The sequence below is a fragment of the Liquorilactobacillus aquaticus DSM 21051 genome (assembly GCF_001436755.1).
Classification (GTDB): Bacteria; Bacillota; Bacilli; order Lactobacillales; family Lactobacillaceae; genus Liquorilactobacillus; species Liquorilactobacillus aquaticus.
In genome coordinates this window covers 1-20,542 of record NZ_AYZD01000028.1, presented here as the reverse complement: position 1 = coordinate 20,542, position 20,542 = coordinate 1, and the positions used below count along the sequence as shown (strand labels likewise).

Annotated in this window: 12 protein-coding genes, 1 pseudogene and 1 other annotated feature; of the genes and pseudogenes, 10 read left to right on the top strand and 3 right to left on the bottom strand. The window is 36.3% G+C overall.

All coding sequences use genetic code 11. The features are described 5' to 3' along the window. Window positions 1–199: 199 nt before the first annotated feature. Window positions 200–1,351, bottom strand: coding sequence for a glycerate kinase family protein (locus FC19_RS09285; protein WP_057876694.1), 1,152 nt, complete (start codon window positions 1,349–1,351; stop codon window positions 200–202). A 28-nt stretch (window positions 1,352–1,379) separates the two neighbouring features. Next, window positions 1,380–2,687 (bottom strand): GntP family permease, encoded by a 1,308-nt coding sequence (locus tag FC19_RS09280; protein WP_057876693.1) that lies wholly within the window; start codon window positions 2,685–2,687, stop codon window positions 1,380–1,382. Between the two features lie 574 nt (window positions 2,688–3,261). Here FC19_RS09280 and FC19_RS09275 point away from each other — a divergent pair. From FC19_RS09275 to FC19_RS09255, 5 genes and pseudogenes are all read left to right on the top strand, one after another. Beyond that, complete coding sequence (locus tag FC19_RS09275) at window positions 3,262–4,992, top strand: ABC transporter ATP-binding protein (protein ID WP_057876692.1); 1,731 nt, start codon at window positions 3,262–3,264, stop codon at window positions 4,990–4,992. Window positions 4,993–4,995: 3 nt separating this feature from the next. Then, a complete protein-coding gene (locus FC19_RS09270; protein ID WP_057876691.1) occupies window positions 4,996–6,777 on the top strand; it encodes an ABC transporter ATP-binding protein in 1,782 nt (593 codons plus the stop codon). Between the two features lie 380 nt (window positions 6,778–7,157). After that, window positions 7,158–8,438 (top strand): dicarboxylate/amino acid:cation symporter, encoded by a 1,281-nt coding sequence (locus tag FC19_RS09265; protein WP_057876690.1) that lies wholly within the window; start codon window positions 7,158–7,160, stop codon window positions 8,436–8,438. Window positions 8,439–8,856: 418 nt separating this feature from the next. After that, on the top strand, window positions 8,857–9,612 hold the full coding sequence (locus FC19_RS09260; protein WP_057876727.1) for a C39 family peptidase: 756 nt from the start codon (window positions 8,857–8,859) through the stop codon (window positions 9,610–9,612). Window positions 9,613–9,938: 326 nt separating this feature from the next. Then, window positions 9,939–10,526, top strand: a pseudogene (locus FC19_RS09255) (transposase). 163 nt (window positions 10,527–10,689) lie between these two features. Here FC19_RS09255 and apf read toward each other — a convergent pair. Further along, the gene (apf, locus tag FC19_RS09250) at window positions 10,690–11,466 is read right to left on the bottom strand and encodes an aggregation-promoting factor (protein WP_057876689.1); all 777 of its coding nucleotides are present in this window, start codon (window positions 11,464–11,466) and stop codon (window positions 10,690–10,692) included. Between the two features lie 561 nt (window positions 11,467–12,027). On the opposite strand from apf, the gene FC19_RS09245 reads away from it, so the two are divergent. The 5 genes from FC19_RS09245 to tyrS all read left to right on the top strand — a co-directional run bounded on the left by FC19_RS09245 (window position 12,028) and on the right by tyrS (window position 19,715). Beyond that, window positions 12,028–13,206: an acetate/propionate family kinase gene (locus FC19_RS09245; protein WP_057876688.1), complete on the top strand. Its 1,179-nt coding sequence runs from the start codon at window positions 12,028–12,030 to the stop codon at window positions 13,204–13,206. A 133-nt stretch (window positions 13,207–13,339) separates the two neighbouring features. Next, window positions 13,340–14,464, top strand: coding sequence for an exonuclease SbcCD subunit D (locus tag FC19_RS09240; protein ID WP_057876687.1), 1,125 nt, complete (start codon window positions 13,340–13,342; stop codon window positions 14,462–14,464). After that, entirely contained in the window at window positions 14,461–17,574 is a 3,114-nt protein-coding gene (locus FC19_RS09235; RefSeq protein ID WP_057876686.1) for an AAA family ATPase, read from the top strand. The genes FC19_RS09240 and FC19_RS09235 overlap by 4 nt, the downstream gene beginning before the upstream one ends. 146 nt (window positions 17,575–17,720) lie before the next feature. Next, the gene (locus FC19_RS09230) at window positions 17,721–18,173 is read left to right on the top strand and encodes a Fur family transcriptional regulator (RefSeq protein ID WP_057876685.1); all 453 of its coding nucleotides are present in this window, start codon (window positions 17,721–17,723) and stop codon (window positions 18,171–18,173) included. Between the two features lie 37 nt (window positions 18,174–18,210). After that, window positions 18,211–18,403 (top strand) — a binding site (T-box leader). Window positions 18,404–18,461: 58 nt separating this feature from the next. Continuing rightward, window positions 18,462–19,715, top strand: a complete 1,254-nt coding sequence (gene tyrS, locus FC19_RS09225) for a tyrosine--tRNA ligase (RefSeq protein WP_057876684.1) — start codon at window positions 18,462–18,464, stop codon at window positions 19,713–19,715. Window positions 19,716–20,542 lie beyond the last annotated feature (827 nt).

Sequence of the window (20,542 nt, the reverse complement as noted above, 5' to 3'; positions counted from 1 at the left end):
TGCTTAAATTACCAAAAAGTAGGGCAGAGTATTAATTGGAATGACTATTACGATGACATGAGATTGAATGTAGAAGATCGTTTTCAATGACAAAAGACGGGGCCCCTAGTTAGCCTGAACATGTATCTCAGGCTAACTAGGGGCCCCGTTTATTATTACTTTGGTGTAAAAATAGAAGGGTTATGTGGAGAATTCTGGATTAGTTAATTTTAGGCATTGCTGCAATTAGACGTGCAATATTTTCAGAAGTTTGAGCGACGTCTTTACTGCCGTCAGCAAATGCTTGTTTTAAGCTTTTGGCGCCAGTAACAGTAGCGAAAATTGCATCAATCGCTTCTTTCTGATACAAAGTATCAATATCTTTGCCAACATTTCCAGCAAGTACGATTACTGGAGCATTTGGAGAAACCTTTTTAGTTGCAAGGGCGACTCCATAGGGGGTTTTCCCAAACTTAGTTTGGAAGTCAATTCCACCTTCACCAGTAAAAACAAAGTCAGCATTTTGAGACTTTTCTCTCAATCGGCTGTATTCAACGACAATGTCGATCCCTCTGGACATTTTGGCGTTAGTGAAGGCAAGCAAACCAGCACCAAGTCCACCAGCTGCACCAGCACCTGGAAATTCGGCCAAGTCCTTCCCAAGTTCTTTTTTTATAACAATAGCGTAGTGCTGCAGATTTAAATCTAATTTTTTAACCATTTCAGGTGTTGCGCCTTTTTGCGGTCCAAAAACAACAGAAGCTCCATTTGGGCCGATTAGGGGATTAACCACATCAGATGCAATTAAAATTTCTGTGTCGGCTAGACGTTTATCTAACTGACGAAGGTCGATATGATACAATTTATCAAGTTCACCGCCTCCAAAAGAAAGCTGATGCCCATTAATATCAAGGAGTTTGATTCCGATAGCCTGTGCCATCCCAGCTCCTCCGTCGTTTGTAGCACTTCCACCAATACCTAGAATTATTTTTGACACTCCATGATCTAAAGCATCAATAATAAGTTCACCCGTTCCATAAGTTGTCGCCTTTAATGGATTTTGAGTTTTAGAATCAATATACCCGATTCCGCTAGCTTGTGCCATTTCAAGCACAGCAGTCTTTTTATTGCCGAGAAGACCATATGTGGCTATAACTTTATTTCCAAGCGGTCCGATAACTTCTTTTTTTAAAAGTTTGCCATCAGTTGCATCGACTAATGATTGGACAGTACCTTCGCCACCGTCTGCCATAGGAACCAGCTCGTACTCCGCTGATGGAAAGACCTTTTTAATTCCGCTGGCAATTGAGTCTGCGACCTCTTTTGCGGTCATGCTGCCTTTAAATGAGTCAGGTGCAATTACAAATTTCATAGTTAAACCTCCAATATTTTTGATATGATCATAGTTTTAAGAAACCATACATAATAGTTGCAACAACCATAGCTGTTGCCCCAACAATTGCCTCGTATAATATAGCACGTGAACGTTCTTTAATATTCATATGCATTGCATTTGCAGTAACATGAAAATAATTGCCATGAGGTAATTGATCAATAACAATGCCACCGGTGTGAATCATGGTAGCTGCTGCCAAAGGAGTCACACCAAAACCGAGGATGGCTTTTGAGAAAGAGCCGGTTGCGAGGATAACTCCGGTTGAAGTTGAAGCAGATGCTGCTGCCATTAGGATACCAGATATGGGTGCCAGCAAAACTCCGGAAACATGTCCCATGTTAATAAGGTCGATGATTTTAGCTGGAAGGTTCGAAGACGTGATTGTAGCACCAATTGTCCCCGCTCCTATTAAAATCAAAACAACATCTGTCATGCGATCAATACCAGACTTAGCATAGTTTTTAATTTGTTTTCCATGACCCATTGCCAGAGCCCCAGTAATTGCTGCAATCGGTAGGACATACATTGCGTCAAGATTCAACTTAGTCAAAAATGCAATATGAAAAATAGATCCTATCGGATTTAGAAGCAGGAGCACAATTGCAAGGACAGGTGTTACTAGAGATGATTTTAAAGAAGGAAATTTTTTCACAGTAGTACCAGTAGTTAGATTTTCTAAGTCAGAATCAAGAATGGCAGAACCCTTGCGCTTAAGTAAGCTAGCTATGAGAACTGTTACGAGTAAGGCAAATAGAGCAGGGATGAAATCAGCGATCATGACTTGACTTAGTTCCAGATTAAACCCCTTTGCAGCTGCAATCGTATTGGGATTTGGAGAAATGATATTCCCTGCTTTGCCGCCGCCTGACAATGCAACTAACAATGCCAGCTTTGAAATATGCATTTTTTTACCAACCTCAAGTGCAATCGGAGCAACAATCAAAACTGCAACGGGTATAAAAACCCCGACAGCGGTAATCACCATCGTTGCTAAAGCAAGTGATAAAATAGCAAAGCGGTCGCCAAGTTTGGTAACAATTGTTCTGGCTAAAGTGTCTGCAGCACCTGATTCCATCATAACGCCTGCAAGCATCCCTGCTGCCAAAACACGAAGAACTGTACCCATAACACTTTGCGAGCCTTTTATCAAAATATCTAATGTCTGAACAAGGTTTGCTCCCCCTAGCAATGAGCCGACAATAGCTCCCAAGATAAGTGAGTAGACGGGGTTAAGTCTTCTAAGTATTAATATAATAGCAATCGCTAAACCAGCTAAAGCCGCCCACCACGAGATAACCAATGATGAATCCATAAAAAATATTCCTCCTTTTTAATTGTGAAAAAATTATAAAGCACATGAATATAATTCTAGAGTTTTGTGTGCCAAATTACAATGTTTTCTAGTTAAAAATGGTAATTATGAGTTATTTTTTTCAACTAATCTAATAAACTTACTATTTTTAAATTGAAAAACATAATTTATTCTTATTAAAGTGCACATATTCATTGTTAATTGAAGGGTTTAAGCATAGTTAAACTTTGGGAAGAGATAGCGACATATTAATTGAATAAATAAAGAAAATTCTATAAGATAGAGTGTATACCGAATGTTTGTTCCACTCTCTATCAGAGATATTGTTGGGGAGTAAGGATAGTTTCAAGGATACGGGCAGCTGATTGTCTTTTTACGAGGCAGTGGCTGTTTTTATAATGTCTTTCCTAACTTTATGAGAAGCAAGAACACTATAACAACTTTTTTAGTTAACTAAATACTAAAAGAGCGATTCTTCGATGATCATGGATATTTATGGGAGACAAGTTCATTAAAACGCGGTGTGTAAATTTAATCAATACACACATTTGCAGCGTTTCGGAGGTAGTAGATTATGGAAATACTAAAACCTTATCTAAAGAATAATATTAGTTCAATAATCGGGGCGGTTATTACTGTCGTGGTACTGGCTGTAAGTTCGCTATGGCAGCCTAGACTTTTACAGAACATCATGAAAGCAATAATTTCAGATGATACAACTGCTGTTAAAAATTATGGGGTACAACTCATTGTGCTAGCAGTTATAGGTATTATTGCAGGGATTATCTGTACATACTTTTCTGCAAAAATTGCTCAATCTGTAACGACCGATTTACGAGCAGATGTATATAATAAAATTCAAACTTTTTCTTTTGGAAACATCGAAAAGTTTTCCTCTGGAAGTTTGGTTGTGAGATTAATAAATGATATGAATCAAGTATTGAATTTAATCATGACTGTTTTTATGCAGCTTTTTCGAATTCCAATTTTGTTTGTGGGGGCTTTTGTGCTAGGTATTATGACAATTCCACGGCTTTGGTGGATTGAAGTTTTAATGATTGTTTGTATTTTGGCACTTTCAGGAATTGTTTTTTCAAAGATGGGGCGCTTTTTTGCAAAATTCCAAAAATGGATGGATCGATTGAATACAATTGCGCAGGAATCAATGCAGGGAATTAGGGTTGTAAAGTCCTTTAATCAAGAAGAAAATGAAATAACTAAATTCACTACTTCATCTGATAGTATTCAAGGGTTGCATCTTAGCATAGGGTATTTATTTTCACTGATGATCCCAGCATTTACACTCATTTCAAATCTTATGATTCTGCTGGCTATTTATTTTGTTGGAATAGGAGTGACAGATCACCCGAGTGATTTAGCAGCGATAGCATCATTTATTTCATATCTGATGCAGTTAATGTTTGCTATTATTATTGGCGCAATGACTATGATGATGTCCTCTCGTGGATTGATATCCTTAGGAAGAATTAAGGAGGTTCTGGAGACCAATCCTGATGTTAACTATAAAAAAGACGTTCCCAAGAAAGATTTGGATGGTAGTGTAGAATTTAAAAACGTTTCTTTTTCTTATCCGAATTCCAAGGAACCTTCTTTACACAATATTAGTTTTAAGGTAAAGTCTGGTGAAACAATCGGAATTGTTGGTGCCACTGGATCTGGCAAAACATCGATGGCACAGTTGATACCACGTCTGTACGATCCAACGAAAGGCACGGTTTATGTAGGGGACAGTAACTTAAGAGAAGTAGATGAGGCTTCCTTGCGTAGAACAGTCAGCTATGTTTTGCAGCGAGCAATTCTTTTTTCTGGAACGATTGCTGAAAATCTTAGGCAAGGGAAAAGGGATGCATCTGAGGAGGAATTACGGTGGGCTGCTGAGGTTTCACAGGCTGCCGAATTTATTGATCGTTATGAAGATGGATTTGAACATAAAATTGAGGAACGGTCAGCTAACCTGTCTGGTGGACAAAAGCAACGATTGTCAATAGCGCGCGGACTTATCGGGAAACCAAAGATACTGATACTAGATGATTCAACGTCGGCGTTAGATGCAAAATCCGAGAAAAAAGTTCAAGAAGCACTAGAGCGAGATTTGAAGGGAACAACAGTTTTTATAATCGCTGAGAAAATTGCTTCTGTCCTGCAAGCAGACAAAATACTGGTTTTAGATAATGGCGAGCTAGTTGCAGCGGGAAAACATAAAGAACTATTACAAACCTCGCCAATTTATAAAGAAATATATGATGCGCAGGTTTCGATCGACAATAAGAAGCGGGGTGAGTAGTGGATGAGTGATATAAAAAAGTCTTTAGATTATTTTGCAGTCAATTTAAAAAAATATTGGAAGGGTCTGCTTCTGGTTGTTGTTTTGACAATCATCTCAACTTGGTTTCAGGTTAAAGCACCAACTTACATGGGAAATGCGATTACGGAATTGAGCAAATACCTCACTAAGTATTTAAATCCAGCTACACGTTCGCAGGCATCTTTAAATTATTTTTACAACGCATTATGGGCACTACTGCTCTTTAACGTTATGAATGTGGTAACGATGCTGATTTCCAGCTTGTGGACATCACGTATTAATGCCCTATCTACTAATCAAATGCGTATTGGGCTGTTTAGCAAATTACAAAAGATGACAGTTCGTTATTTTGATCGTCATCAAGATGGCAAAATTTTGTCATTGTTTACTTCTGATCTGGATAATATCTTCAATGCAATGAATCAAGCTATTTTTGAATTAATATCTCAAGCGGCGCTTTATGTAGGAACAATTTGGATTATGTTTTCTTTAAATGTGAAAATGGCACTAGCGACTGTTGCATCAACTCCGTTGGTTATTATTGTAGCCCTATTTATTGTTAGAAAGGCCCGTCATAATATTGACTTGCAGCAGGAAGAAATTGGGAAATTAAATGGATATATCAATGAACAAATCAATGGTGAAAAAATTATTATAACAAATGGCTTGCAACAACAATCGTTGACAGGGTTTAAGGAAAAAAATGAAAAAGTCCGTAAAGCGACCTTTAAGGGCCAATTGTACTCAGGTTTATTATTTCCTCTCATGCAAGGTTTATCGCTTTTAAATCTTGCAATCGTAATTGCCTTTGGATCATGGATGGTAGTGAATGATAATATTGAAAAAGCTGTTGGTCTTGGTTTGATTGTCATGTTTGTTCAATATTCCCAGCAATATTTTCAACCAATTACACAGATCACTTCAATGTTCTCAATGTTGCAATTAGCATTGACGGGTGCTAAGAGGCTTGCCGATGTACATGCACAACCGGAAGAAAAAATTAACTCTGCTGGAAGAAAATTAACTGAGATCAAAAAAGGTGTAGAGTTAAAAAATATTCATTTTGGATATGATGAAAATAAAGAAATTTTGCATGGATTAAATATTCAAGTTGAGAAGGGTAAAATGATCGCACTAGTTGGTCCCACCGGTTCAGGAAAAACGACAGTTATGAATTTGTTAAATCGTTTCTATGATATTGCTGATGGAGAAATTCTGTTTGATGGTAATGATATCAATGAGTTGAATCTTAAGTCACTGCGGAAAAATGTCGGAATTGTGCTCCAGGATTCAGTTTTATTCACGGGTACGATTATTGAAAATATTAAATTCGGCAAACCCGAGGCAACCTATGAAGAGATGGTATCGGCGGCTAAACAGGCACATATCCACGAGTTTATTGTTTCATTACCTGAAGGGTATGAGACAAAGATAAGCGATGCTGATTCATTATTTTCAACAGGACAAAAACAGCTGATTAGTATTGCTAGAACGATTTTGACTAACCCTCCATTTTTGATTTTGGATGAAGCCACATCTAATGTTGATATGGTAACAGAAGAAAAAATTCAAAAAGCAATGGACAACGTTATCGCCGGGAGGACCAGTTTTGTTATTGCTCACCGATTAAAGACAATTATTAAAGCCGATGATATTATTGTTCTTAAAGATGGCAATATTATCGAAGAAGGCAATCATCAGCAGCTATTGAAGGAAAAAGGGTTTTATTATGAACTTTATACCAATCAAATGGTATTTGAGTAAATGCTGATTATATGGAGGAATGTGTGTGACGCGGGTGCTGAGAGTTTTTGGGAGTCAGCGAATAACATTTGGCTTTAATCATTTGCTCTGTGCGGCAAGTGCAACGGGCGGAGACGATTGATTTTGATACCTGTTGCTGCGGAAAATTAAATTACAACAAAAAGAGGTCTGTGACAAGTTTTATATTGTTGTCACGGGCCCTTTTATCGTAATAAAGCTGATGCTATGAGATTTAAATAAAAAGTTTAATTTTTTTAAGTTTTATAAAGGCTGTTTTTTTGCTAGTATTATCTTGTTGCGGAAAAGTTATGTATTGTATTACTAGAGTGATGAGTATGTGTATTCATTATTCAATTAGAATATGATTAAGGGAGAAGAAGATGAAGCACTATAGAATTTGGCGTTTGAATCTTGGTTGGCAGATTTTAATCGGATTAATTTTGGGTATCGTACTTGGAATTGTTTTCTATGAGAATCAAACAGCCACCACAGCTATGCAAAATATTGGGACGATGTTTATTAGCTTGATACAGATGATCGTTTTACCAATTGTTGTTTCTTGTTTGATAGTAGGGATTGCTAATATGGGAGATATCAAGAAATTAGGTCGAGTCGGAGGTAAGACTTTAATTTATTTTGAACTTATGACGACCATTGCGATTATTTTGGGCCTAATCATTGGTAATATATTTCATCCAGGCGATTACATAAATGTACACCAATTACACGGACAGAGCATCAGTCAATATGTTGAAACTGCTAAAACAGCTAAACATAGCGGTATTTGGTCGATTTTTATGGGCATAATACCAACGAATATTTTCAAAGCACTAAGTTCGGGCGATATGCTTCCAATTATTTTTTTCTCAGTTTTCTTTGGCTTGGGAACCGCTGCAATTGGAGAAAAAGGAACTATTATTCTTGATTTTTTTCGGGCAATTTCGGAGGTAATGTTTAAAGTCACAAACTGGGTCATGAAGTCTGCTCCGATTGGTGTATGTGCATTAATTGGAGCAACAGTTGCTCAAATGGGCATTAATGCTTTAGCGCCGTTAGGATACTTTATCGTACTAGCATATGCAACGATGGCTATTTTCATCATAGTTGTTATGGGATTAGTCGCAAAAATGTTCCAGTTGAATATCTGGAATTTACTGCATGTTATCAAAGATGAGATGGTTTTAGCCTTTTCAACAGCAAGTTCTGAAGCCGTCTTGCCTAAGATTATTGATAAAATGGATAAGTTTGGTGTCAGTCAAGGAATTGTTTCTTTTGTCGTTCCAACTGGATACACTTTTAATTTGGATGGATCTGCAATTTATCAATCATTGGCTGCTCTCTTTTTGGCACAGGCATATGGGATACATCTCTCTATCGGCCAGCAAATAACTTTAGCGGTAGTTTTAATGATTACTTCAAAAGGAATGGCGGGAGTTCCAGGGGCCTCATTCGTGGTCTTGTTAGCAACTGTGTCCTCTATAGGTGTGCCTATGCAGGGATTAACGTTCATTGCAGGTATTGATCGCCTAGTGGATATGGGTCGAACGGTTGTTAATGTTGCAGGTAATTCCTTGGCCGCTGTGATTATAGGTAAGTCAGAAAAAGAATTTGATGAAGAGAAAAGTCAGAAGTACCTAACTGCATTAAAGGCTTCGAAATAAATTTTTTTGACTACAGTATTATAGGGTAAAAAAACAACTAGTCAGAGCAGAAATTCAATGTGAGTCGGTAAAGTTTAGGGACTAACATGGGATTACGAACATCGCATGTTTTTTGTTGTGAGTGATTTGAAGTTAGGCAAAAAATTTGACTTATGGGACGTATTTATAAGGGGAAAATAAAAGAACTAGATCAAAACTTAACTTTTGAGCTGGTTCTTTTTTTTATGAGAATTAGTTTTCACTCTTGAAAAGCAAAACTTAAAATTTCAATTTTTTTGGTCCTTAGCGTATGAATTAAATATTTTTTTGTGCTAATATGTTATTTGTTAGTATTGAAAATAATTATCATTATGGTGGGCATTAATTTATATTATTGCCGAAAGGAAGGATTATAAAATTGAAAAAGCACCAAAAGGGGATGCTTGGTCCTGTTTTAGTGATTATTGTATTGGTTGGTGCCGGAACGTACATTGGTGGCTTGACACTTACAGGGAATCTACAAAAACTTCCATTTGTAAGCGATATTGATAGTTCTATAGACGGGAGTTCGTCAAACGAAACCAAGGAACCAAAAAAAGTTAACTTTGTTAAACTTGATGTCCCATTGCTTAATCAATTGGATGATCCCACTCTTTACAACGGATGCGAGGTTACATCTTTAGCGATGCTGCTAAATTACTATGGCGTTGATGTTACGAAAAACGAGCTGGGTGAAAAAATAAAGACTGTTCCGATGGACTATGATAATGGGCAGCATGGTAATCCAAATGTCGGTTTCGTCGGTGATGTTACAGGGGCAGATCCAGGATTAGGTGTGTATCATGGACCGATCACGGATTTGGCTAAGAAATATTCTGACAAGGTCAGAGACATCACTGGGCAAAGCTTTGATAACGTTATTCAAGAATTGGAAAAAGGCCACCCGGTTTGGACGATTACAACAGCTTCTTTTGCAGCAGTTGATGATTTTCAAGATTGGGATACACCACAAGGAAAAATTAAAATAACATTTTCAGAACATAGCGTAGTGATTACAGGATTTGATAGAAAAAACAACTTGATTTATATTAACAATCCGTATGGGAAGAAAAATCAGGCGGTTAGTTGGAGCGATTTTGAAGAAGCTTATGATCAAATGGGAAAACAAGCAGTTTATATTAATACTGATAAATAGATATAAATCTTAAGCCATAGATAAAAATTCGTCAGGTTTGGGTTCATGCGTGAGGCTGCTTAAGAGAACAGGTCTAGTTTGGAATGAACAAATGAATAATTTTAAATTAGATGGAAGCTACTTCAAAAAGATGCTTAAAAATAAGAGAATAAAACTTTAAAAAAGCGGTTCTACAATATCTGTTGTTCGTAATAGTTTTGATCTATTATTGATGACAGTTTTTTTGTATATTATTATCAAACACAAAAAAGCGGACATTTCCTACCCATTCATTAAAACCAGCCACGACGAAGCTGCCAGAGAAAGTCAAGGTTATCGTTACGAACATGAATTATATCTATCCCCAACTTACTAAAATAGTGCTTCCAAACGCAATCGTGGTCGTGAATAAATTTCACATCATTAATGCCCTCGATCGGGTGTTTATCAAAAACAGAATCAGACTGATGAAACAATTTGCTTCTTCTCCCCGTGAATTTCGCGGGCTTAAACGCTACTGGAAATCATTGCTGGTACCTTCTGAACAGCTAGACTTTGAACATTTTCATAAATGGACCAATTTTCCTTACTGGATCGCTGCTACAGATGTCGTTCATAATCTGTTATCTCTTGATTCCGAACTTAAACAAATTTATGAAGTCCTAAATCATGTCCGAACAGCTATTCAACACAAAGGCTGGAATAACTACAATACCGCCTGCTGGAAAGCTGAAGGCTTTTCTGAGGAAATGAACAGTACCATTGAAATGCTTTAAACCAACCCATCATGAGGGAAAATCCATAATACCTTTATTACACAGTATTCAAACGGTCCTTTAGAAGGATTTAATAATAAAAGCAAAGCAATCAAACGCGCCAACTTTGGGTATCGCAACTTCTTTAGATTTAGAATTCGGGTACTATATTACTTTTAAGATTAATACAAAAAGAGCCCTAATCACAAAGTGTTTAGAACTCTAGTATTTGTATTCACCAACAACAGTTGACGAAAAGAAAAAAAACTCCAAACCAGATAATTGTCTAGTTTGGAGTTTTTCATCATATTTAAGGAATTGGCAACTGATTTTAAGCTAAATCTTAATACCAGCCATTCTCTTCCCAATGTTTTTGAGCGTTTGCCCATGTACCATAACGACTTTGAACATATTGTGCAGCTACACGTTCTTGGTTAGCTGCTGAATAATCACCATTCAAATATGATTTTGATAATTGGTACTTACCAATATACTGACCGTTTGTTGCTGAGTAATTGTTACCTGATTCGTGAGAACCAATCCAATTCTTAGCAGCTTCTTCTGAAGAGCTAGAAGTTGTTGTAGAAGAAGTTGTGCTTGTCTGTTGTGCAGTTTGTGATTGACTGCTTTGAGATGTTTGTTGTGAACTAGCAGCAGATGTCTGTACTTGACTGCTTTGAGCTTGTTGTGAACTAGCAGCGGATGTCTGTGCCTGGCTGCTTTGAGTTTGTTGCGAGCTAGCAGCAGATGTCTGTGCTTGGCTTTTTTGAGTCTGTTGTGAACTAGCAGCAGATGTTTGTTTTTGTGTATTAACGCTTGAACTTTGAGCTTGTTGTGACTTAGCAGCTGGTGCTTGTGGTGTCACAGTGCTTGAAGAAGCTTGTGTAGTATTGCTTGAACTTCCACCAACTTCAATTTGTTGACCAACAAAGATTAAGTCAACGTTTGATAAGCTATTTGCTTTTTCAATTGCAGAAACCGTTGTGTTATTTGCTGATGCGATATGAGAAACTGTATCCCCAGCTTTGACAGTAACAGTATCAGCGTTTGCAGCGATGGTGCCAGCTGTTAAAATTCCTGTTATAGTTGCAGCTGACAATAAAATTTTCTTGATATCCATATTTATATATTCACTCCTGTGATTTTTGCCAATGTGGTATTTACCACAATTTCCTTCGACCACGTTTGATCGATTCAACAGTGATTAGTATAACTGGTGAATATAACAGCAAAGTAGCAGTCAAATTACTATTTCTTGGTTTTTCGTAATATTTTTTCATATTTGTAATATTTCGTAATATTTTTACTAAGGGTTTAATAAAGGCAAAAAGAGGTAACCCTTGATTTAACAACAATAAAGCGATTTTTGAATTAAAAAAGTTAATATGACAAAAACAGTGTTTTCAGTACCAAAAAAGTTCTTTTTTTTTCGAAAAAAAAGGGAAAAAGTCTAAAAAAACATTTGACAGAGTAAATTCAAGGCAAAAAAACAAGAAATATGACAAAAAACAGACCGTTTTGAAATAATTAATACCGTAATTTGTCATAAATAGGGTGTGTAACTCTGCTTTACATAGAAAATTGGACTAAGAAGATATAACATATTAGTTTTTACTTAGTTGCTGAAAGCGAGAATAAAATATTATATAATTTAAAGTGAAGGAAAGTGGAGGTGCGTCAATTGGGTAAAATACTATTAGTGAATGCAGGAAGTTCTTCGGTGAAGTGGAAGTTGTTTGAACCTTCTAATGAGGAAATGATTGCAAAGGGTCTGGTTGAACGAATTAATATGCCAGGTTCAATCTTTGAGGTTAAGTATGGATCAAAGACTTATTCTAAAACTATTGACAGTCTTTCTTATGAGCATGCGGCTACGATGATTTTTGAAAAACTCATGGATCTAAAAATTATCGCACAGCTAACTGAAATAGATGGCATCGGACACCGAGTGGTAGCAGGTGGACAAGTTTTTAAGCATGCGGTAAAAATGACAAAAGATAAACTGGAGCGTTTAAAAGGGCTGAGCGATTTTGCACCATTGCACAATCCCATGGAAATCGAATATATTGAAATTATGCAAAAGGTATTGCCAATGATATCGCAGTACGCTGTTTTTGATAGCCAGTTTTTTACGTCCCTTCCAGAAATGAATGCTATCTATAGTATTCCATATGAATATACGAAAAAATTTGGGATTAGAAGGTATGGTGAGCATGGTATAAGCCATGATTACATTTCTAAGCGTGCAGCCGCACTGTTAGAAATGCCATTATCTTCACTTAAGATGATAACTTTACATTTAGGCAGCGGGGCTTCCGTAGCAGCTGAAAAAGATGGAAAGGCGTTTGATACATCGATGGGTTTTACCCCTTTGACCGGATTGACTATGGGAACTAGAGCAGGTGATACCGATCCATCAATAATTCCATATTTAATGAAGAAACTGGATTTAACAGTTGAACAAACACTGGAAATGCTGAATAGTGAATCGGGACTCCTTGGGCTTTCTGGGATCTCTCCAGATATGCGTGATTATGCTGATCATAAAGATGATCCGCGTGTTGAGCTGACTGTTGATATTTTTATTAATAGAATAGTTAAGTATGTTGGCAGCTACTTCGCAGAACTTGGAGGTTTGGATGTGTTGGTTTTTGCGGGGGGAATTGGCGAAAATAATCCTAAATTGAGGAGTGAAATAATTGGCAAACTGGCAGCGCTTGGTTTGAAAATCGACGCTCAATTAAATGAAGCAGGAGAAGAGGGTATTATTTCTAGTGTTGATTCGAAGACTAAGATAATGCTGGTACCGACTAATGAAGAATTATCAATGGTTAGACAGATCAAGAAAATTCTAGAATGATTTAATGTATTTCTAAATTAGAAAAGTAAGCATCAAGTAGACTAATAAAACTGATGCTTACTTTTTTTACGAACAAAAGGGCATGTTATAATCATTTGCGAATGAACGTTTGATTGAATGTGGGGGATAAAAAATGAGATTTTTACATACGGCTGATTGGCATATTGGAAAGAAACTGCATGGCTTTGATCTAATGGAAGAACAGAATAATGCTTTTGAACAGGTAAAAAAAATTGCGTTGGAGCAAAAAGTCGATGCAATTGTAATAGCTGGTGATCTTTATGACCGAGCTTTACCAAACGAAGCAGCAGTCGAGGAAATGAACCAGATGATTATTGAGTTGAATTTAAAATTAAAAAAACCGATTTTAGCGATCAGTGGAAATCATGACTCTGCAACGAGACTGAATACGGGACACGATTGGTTTAAAACAACACAGTATTTTTTAAACACGAATTTGGCAGATGCACTTCATCCAATTGAGTTTGAGGATACGCAGTTTTTTTTACTGCCATATTTTCAACCCTATCAAGCCCGCAATTTATTTGAAGATACAGAATTAATTGATGTAAAAGTAGCACTCAAGCGAATAATTAAAGAAATGAAAACTAAATTTGATCCCAAAAAGAAACATGTTTTAACAGCACATTTTTTTGTTACAGGAAGCTCTAAAACTGATTCAGAAACTAAAGTAGAAGTAGGCGGATTGAATGCAGTCCCAACAGATTTACTGCAAGATTTTGATTATGTTGCGTTGGGACATTTGCATGATAAGGATGCTTTAAGGGAAGATAGAATAAGATATAGTGGTTCACTGCTTAAATTCTCCGTTTCTGAGGCAACAATCCAAAAAGGCGTCTGGATAGTTGACACTGACCCTTTTAAATGTACTTTTATGCCGATCATACAGCCGCGAGATATTATTGTATTAACTAAGTCATATCAGGAATTGATTTCGCCAGAAATGGTTAATCAAATTCCATCTGAAGCCTATGTTGCGATCAGGTTAACAGATAAAGCGATTATTCCCGATATTATGAATAATCTGCGCAACTATTATCCACGAATCATAAGCTTGGAGCGTGCTTATGGTAGAGAAAAAAACGCAGCTGAAGAAGAAAGTATTGACCTGAACTTAGGGCCTATGGAGTTGCTGACTAACTTTTTTAATGAGATCACCGACGAAGAAATTTCTTCTAAACAGAAGAAGTGGGCTGCTCAGAGTTTAAACAGTCTTGAGAAGGAGACAAATTTATGAAGCCTTTGAGATTGGAAATGGAAAATTTTGGACCATACGAAAAACAAATAATTGATTTCGAATCATTTGAAGAGTCACCGTTGTTCTTGATTAGTGGTAAAACCGGTAGTGGTAAAACAACGCTTTTTGATGCGATGTGCTTCGCATTATTTGGCAAAACGTCTGGCATGGATCGACAACCAGAACAAATGCGTTCAGATTTTGCCGAAGCGACAGAAGTAACAAGTGTTAGGCTAAAATTGGAGCATCATGGGAAAATATATAGTATTATGCGCCAACCAAAACAATTTTTAGCAAAAAAACGTGGAAAAGGGATACGTGAAAGCAATACTAAAGTCGAACTTGCTTTTAAAATGGACGACGGTAAAGAAAAAGTATTGACTAAAGTGTCAGTTGTCAATCTTTTTTTGAAAGACTTACTACATTTAACAGCGGAACAGTTCACACAAATCATTTTGTTACCGCAAGGAAAATTCAGACGCTTTCTTACGGCAAATAGTAATGATAAAGAAAATTTATTGCGCGAACTCTTCGGAACCTTTTTTTATCGTCAATGGTCGGAAGACGTTCAAAAACGAGCAAAAAAAGTTATTCGGGCAAATGAAGAACAGGATCAGGCTATCAAAACGCTACAATCTCAAATTAAAGGACTTGAAAACCGCGATATAGGACAATGGCTTACAGAAATGAACGGGCGGATAAGTGATGAGGAACTTAAAGTTCAAAAAGGAAATCTGGATGTAAAACAACAAGAAGAAGTTATCGAAAAAATGGTTTCAGACTATCATGAAAAATGTCAACTGCACGAAGATCTAATTAAAATAAAGGAATTAAAAAAACGACATGATTCTTTCAATACTCAAGTAGTTCATATTAATAATCTGAGAGAAAAATTATTGAAGCTAGAATGGGTCGAAAAAAACAAGGATTTGTTTTCTAGTTTGGACCATTCGCAACATAAAAGTATAAAATTAGAAAAAATGATAGACGACATGCAGAAAAAATTATTCCAGAGTAAAAAGGTAAGCATTGAAAAGAAAAAAGAACAAGCGTCACTACAACGGGATGCAGAGAAAACAAACAAGTTGCGTGTGTCATTGATGAAGGGGAAAGAGCAGGCAGAACTTTTTAAACGCGTATCAGTTTGGAGCGCAAAACTTACTAAGTCAGCAACAAAGCTGCACGAAGAAAGTAAAAAATTGGAAAATGCACAAAATGAGTGTATATCTATAGAAGAAACTATCAAAAAAGAAGAAGAAAAGCTGAAAAAAAGAGAAACAGTAAATACTGGGGAAGTACTGCTTCAGCAAGAGACAACCAAGCTTGCTGAGCGCCAGAAACATCTAGAGGATCTAGACGAAATACATGCGGAATTGTTGCGAAAAGAAGCAGAGTTGTTTACACTCAAAAACAATTTGGAAAAATCGAATATAAACTATAAGTGTGCACAGAATCTTTACACACAATTAGCCAATGATTTTGCTTTGACACAGATTCAGCGGCTAAGCCAGCATTTGAAACCAGATACTCCCTGTCCGGTGTGTGGTTCTCGCAACCATCCACTGCCTGCAAAAGTAGATGAAACAAAAGAAATTGCAGAGTCAGAGGTCGAAGAAGCAGAAGAAAATGCAAAGAAATCAGCTGGCATTTATCATTCCTATAAAGGGGAATATCAAGCTAAAAAAAACCAATACAGTATAGAAGAGACAAAATACCAAGAACAGTCCAAAAGAACGATAAAAGAAATAATCGGTTTTTCTGAGGTTGAAGGGGGACTAGCTGCTGTAACTAGCAAACTTGAACAGCAAAGAAGAGACTTACTTCAACAAGAGAAAAAACTTCAAAATGAGCAACGTGAAATTGCTCTAGCAACTCAGAAGATCAAACTCATGCAAAAGAAGAAACAGCAGTTTCAAGCGGAAAAAGAGCAAGCGAAAATTAATGTTCATGAGTTCACCATCATGTATGCACAAGCGGATACAGCGGTTAAACAATTAACTGAGCAACTACCAGCAAATTTTGAAAATTTGGAAGAATTACAGATTAATCTGAAACAACAACAGACTGAAATATCAGAGTACGATGCTCAGGTCAGTGAAATACAAAAAGAAGTTGAACGGACTACATTAGAAATTACGGCTTTTGAAACAGATATCAAGAATTATCGGAAACAGCTGGAAGATGAAGGGAAAGTTAAGAACCAGTTGTCTGCTAAGCTAGAGCTTTCAATTCAAAATAGTGGTTTTAAATTTGAAATTGACGAAAATTTTTTGCGAGAAACTTTAAAAGAATTAAGTAAAATAACGGAGTATCGTTTTGAAATAAAGGAATATGAAGAAAGACTATTGACTATAAAAACACGAATTAAGCAGTTGACGGAACGAACACAAAACCTTGAAGATCCTAAACTTGATGAAATGGAAAAGAAATTGACAATCGAAAGGGAAAAAAGAGATAGACTTGTCGATGTGGTTGCAAAAGATAAGCAAATTTATTATGAAGATAAAAGTATTTGTGAACGGGTATCTTATTTATGGAATGATCAGCAGAGAAAACTAAAAGAATTAGCTTCCTGGAATCAGTTGGCTGAAGTCATGAATGGGAAAGGAAAATTAAAATTAAGCCTTGAGCGTTATGTTTTGAGAAGTTATCTATCTAAAGTATTATTAATCGCAAACAATCATTTAGCAAGACTGTCTCAGGGACGGTATGTATTCAAATTAGATAGGAACAATGGAACATACGCAACTGACACAGGTCTTGAAATTAATGTTTTTGATGATAATAGTGGCAAGGTGAGGAGTGTGCATACCTTATCGGGTGGCGAGAGCTTTATCGCCGCTCTAGCGCTGTCCTTAGCTTTGGGAGAGGTGCTGCAGAATGTCAATGGTGGGGCGAACATTGAAGCTCTCTTTATCGATGAGGGATTTGGTTCCTTAGATGAAGATGCTTTAGAAACAGCGCTCGAAGCTTTACAAACGATTGAAGGAAGCAATAGGTTGTTTGGAATAATCAGTCACGTTGGTATTTTGCGAGATAAAATACCAGATCAAATGCGTGTTTTATCTAATAATGGTCGCAGCAACATCGTTTATAAACACTATTTTTAAAATTTATTAGCTGGTATTTATTGTATTTTATTACATTTAAATAAAATTGAGTTTTAATTATAGACAGGTTTGATTTTTTTAGAGTATAATACTATTCGAGAATGATTATCAATTGCGGTGTGAAATGTATGGGAGGATTGTAAGTGATGGTGCAAGAGCAAAAAACGTTGTTAGCTGCGGCTGACAAATTGAAGGAATATAAAATAAAAAACACACCTCAGAGACAAGTAATATTATCTTACTTGATGACATCGCATGATCATCCATCGATTGAGATGATTTTTAACTACGTGAGAGGCAATGGTTTCAGTGTTAGCCTCGCAACTGTATATAATACGCTACAATTGCTGATCGATAATAATTTGATTATTGAGATAGCTGCGGATAGCGGTGGTCATATGCGTTATGATTATTTTGAGATTCCTCATTATCATGTGATTTGTGTGAATTGCAATAAGATAGTAGATGTTTTTGATGATAAATACAAAAAGAATGAAGAAAATGCACAACTCGAAACTGGATTTCAAGTTTTCAACAGTCAGTATGAAGTTTATGGAGTGTGTCCAGAGTGTCAAAAGAAGTTAGCACAAGAGGCTTAGTTGACTTTCAAACAAGAATAAGGTAGACTGGCTACCAGTAACAGTGATGAAGCAGACTAGTAGGGAGTTAGTCAATTTTTAAGAGACTTGATGGGTGCTGTAAATCAAGATAAACTAATGCCTGAATTACACTGTGGAGCTGACAATGGTTCATCTCAATATCGATGGATTGAGCTGACTGATTCTGGTCAATATGGGTGGTACCGCGGAATTGATTATTCGTCCCTAATACTTTTTTAAGTATTAGGGATTTTTTATTTTGTTACTAAATAAAGCAGGAGGCATATTATGAATATTATTGATGAGTTGAAATGGCGTGGAGCAGTTAATCAAACTTCTGATGAGGAAGGATTAAAGAAGTTAACGGAAGATAAATCAATTGGCATTTATTGTGGGGTGGATCCGACTGGTGATAGTCTTCATATTGGACATTTGATTCCTTTTATAATGCTTAAAAGATTTCAAATGGCCGGACATCGTGCACATATTTTGATTGGTGGGGGAACTGGCTCTATTGGTGATCCGTCCGGAAAAAAGGCAGAACGAGTTTTACAGTCGATGGAACAGGTGCACCATAATGAACAGAGTCTAACTGGTCAAATGAAACATTTATTTGGTAGAGATAATATTACGATAGTAAATAATTATGATTGGTTGTCACAGATAGATTTACTAACTTTCTTACGAGATTATGGTAAGCTTTTTAATGTTAATACAATGCTCAATAAAGAAGTCGTGGCTAGTCGGCTTGAAGTAGGTATTTCCTTTACAGAGTTCACATATCAGATACTGCAATCAATTGATTTTTATCATCTTTACAAACATAATGATGTTCAACTTCAGATTGGTGGTGGAGACCAATGGGGAAATATCACAGCTGGCATTGATATGATCCATAAATTAGAAGGAAATGACGCAAAAGTTTTTGCACTGACAATTCCGTTGATGCTTAAAGCTGATGGAACAAAATTTGGTAAGACAGAGGGCGGAGCAGTTTGGCTTGACCCAGAAAAAACAACTCCTTATGAATTTTATCAATTCTGGTTGAATCAAGATGATAGGGATGTTGTGAAGTATTTGAAGTACTTTACATTCTTAAGTCGTAATGAAATAGATAAACTTGCTGAGAAGTTAAAAGATGAGCCGGAAAAAAGGGAAGCACAACGAAGATTGGCAGAAGAGGTAACTTCCTTTGTGCATGGAGAAGAAGCAGTCGAACAGGCAGAACATATTTCAAAAGCACTTTTTTCTGGTGACGTTAAAGATCTTACGGCTGCTGAGATTGAACAGGGATTTAAAAATATGCCAACGGTTGAAATTACGTCTGAACCAGAAAATATTGTTGATTGGTTAGTAAATACTGAGATTGAAAAGTCTAAGCGCCAGGCAAGAGAAGATATAACGAATGGTGCTATCTATATTAATGGAGAACGTATACGAGATTTGAAATTTGAAATCGATCCAGAAAGTGCTTTTGGTGGAAAGTTTGTCATTGCGCGTAGAGGCAAAAAACGGTATTTCTTGGCTAAGGTTACTGACTAATACATTTAGGAACATAATTGTGATATTAGTTTTGCAAAGCATCGTTTTTGATTAATTTGGTTTTGAACTTGCGAGTGAATCAGACTATGTTTAACTCCTTAATTATTTCTCAGTTAAAAAAATATTTTTTTGAAACAGGGTGATTGCTGAAAAACGCAATTAGTCTGGGAGAGTCTGGGTCCAAAAACTTAAGTTTTTGGACCCAGACTCTTTTTCACGTCTTCAATATTTGTATTAACGTACCTAGGAGGTGCTGATAGCTGTTATATTCTCACGCTTTTTTGTAGTGATGCATATTAAATGAAAATTATCAGTTCATTAAAAGAAATTTTAAGAATAGAATTGGCCTTTAGAATAATTAGGTGAATTTTTGGGGTGGAGAGAAATGAAAAAAATTTCTGTGCAGTATAGTGAGTGGCAGGGAAGAAAAAAACTGCGCCTTTCTAATTTAGAAGATTTGTATAAAAGTAATTATCCGAACAAAGTTATCTAAGTTATTATTTTTTTGAAGGAATTAATGAATGAAAAAGTTATTAATTCTTTTCTATAGAATTAATTATTCGTGTTTTTTAGTGAGATTTAAGAGAGTCAATTATTTTAAAATATAATTTCAAATTATGCTTGACCTTTGTGAAATACGGGCGTATAGTAATAAATGTTGTTGATTGAGTCAGCAACGCCAATGAAAAAAGTTGTTGACATAGTGTTGAACAAGCGGTATACTTACGAAGCTAGCTGTTATCTAAAAAGCTAGTGAGTTAACGATTGATATTGTAGATCTTTGAAAACTGAACAAAGTTTCGACGAATCAAATGTGTAGGGTCTCC

What these genes read in the sequence shown, in the direction of transcription:
- FC19_RS09285 (WP_057876694.1), bottom strand. Translation starts at nt 1,351, where the DNA reads ATGAAATTTGTAATTGCACCTGACTCATTTAAAGGCAGCATGACCGCA.
- FC19_RS09280 (WP_057876693.1), bottom strand. Translation starts at nt 2,687, where the DNA reads ATGGATTCATCATTGGTTATCTCGTGGTGGGCGGCTTTAGCTGGTTTA.
- FC19_RS09275 (WP_057876692.1), top strand. Translation starts at nt 3,262, where the DNA reads ATGGAAATACTAAAACCTTATCTAAAGAATAATATTAGTTCAATAATC.
- FC19_RS09270 (WP_057876691.1), top strand. Translation starts at nt 4,996, where the DNA reads ATGAGTGATATAAAAAAGTCTTTAGATTATTTTGCAGTCAATTTAAAA.
- FC19_RS09265 (WP_057876690.1), top strand. Translation starts at nt 7,158, where the DNA reads ATGAAGCACTATAGAATTTGGCGTTTGAATCTTGGTTGGCAGATTTTA.
- FC19_RS09260 (WP_057876727.1), top strand. Translation starts at nt 8,857, where the DNA reads ATGCTTGGTCCTGTTTTAGTGATTATTGTATTGGTTGGTGCCGGAACG.
- apf (WP_057876689.1), bottom strand. Translation starts at nt 11,466, where the DNA reads ATGGATATCAAGAAAATTTTATTGTCAGCTGCAACTATAACAGGAATT.
- FC19_RS09240 (WP_057876687.1), top strand. Translation starts at nt 13,340, where the DNA reads ATGAGATTTTTACATACGGCTGATTGGCATATTGGAAAGAAACTGCAT.
- FC19_RS09235 (WP_057876686.1), top strand. Translation starts at nt 14,461, where the DNA reads ATGAAGCCTTTGAGATTGGAAATGGAAAATTTTGGACCATACGAAAAA.
- FC19_RS09230 (WP_057876685.1), top strand. Translation starts at nt 17,721, where the DNA reads ATGGTGCAAGAGCAAAAAACGTTGTTAGCTGCGGCTGACAAATTGAAG.
- tyrS (WP_057876684.1), top strand. Translation starts at nt 18,462, where the DNA reads ATGAATATTATTGATGAGTTGAAATGGCGTGGAGCAGTTAATCAAACT.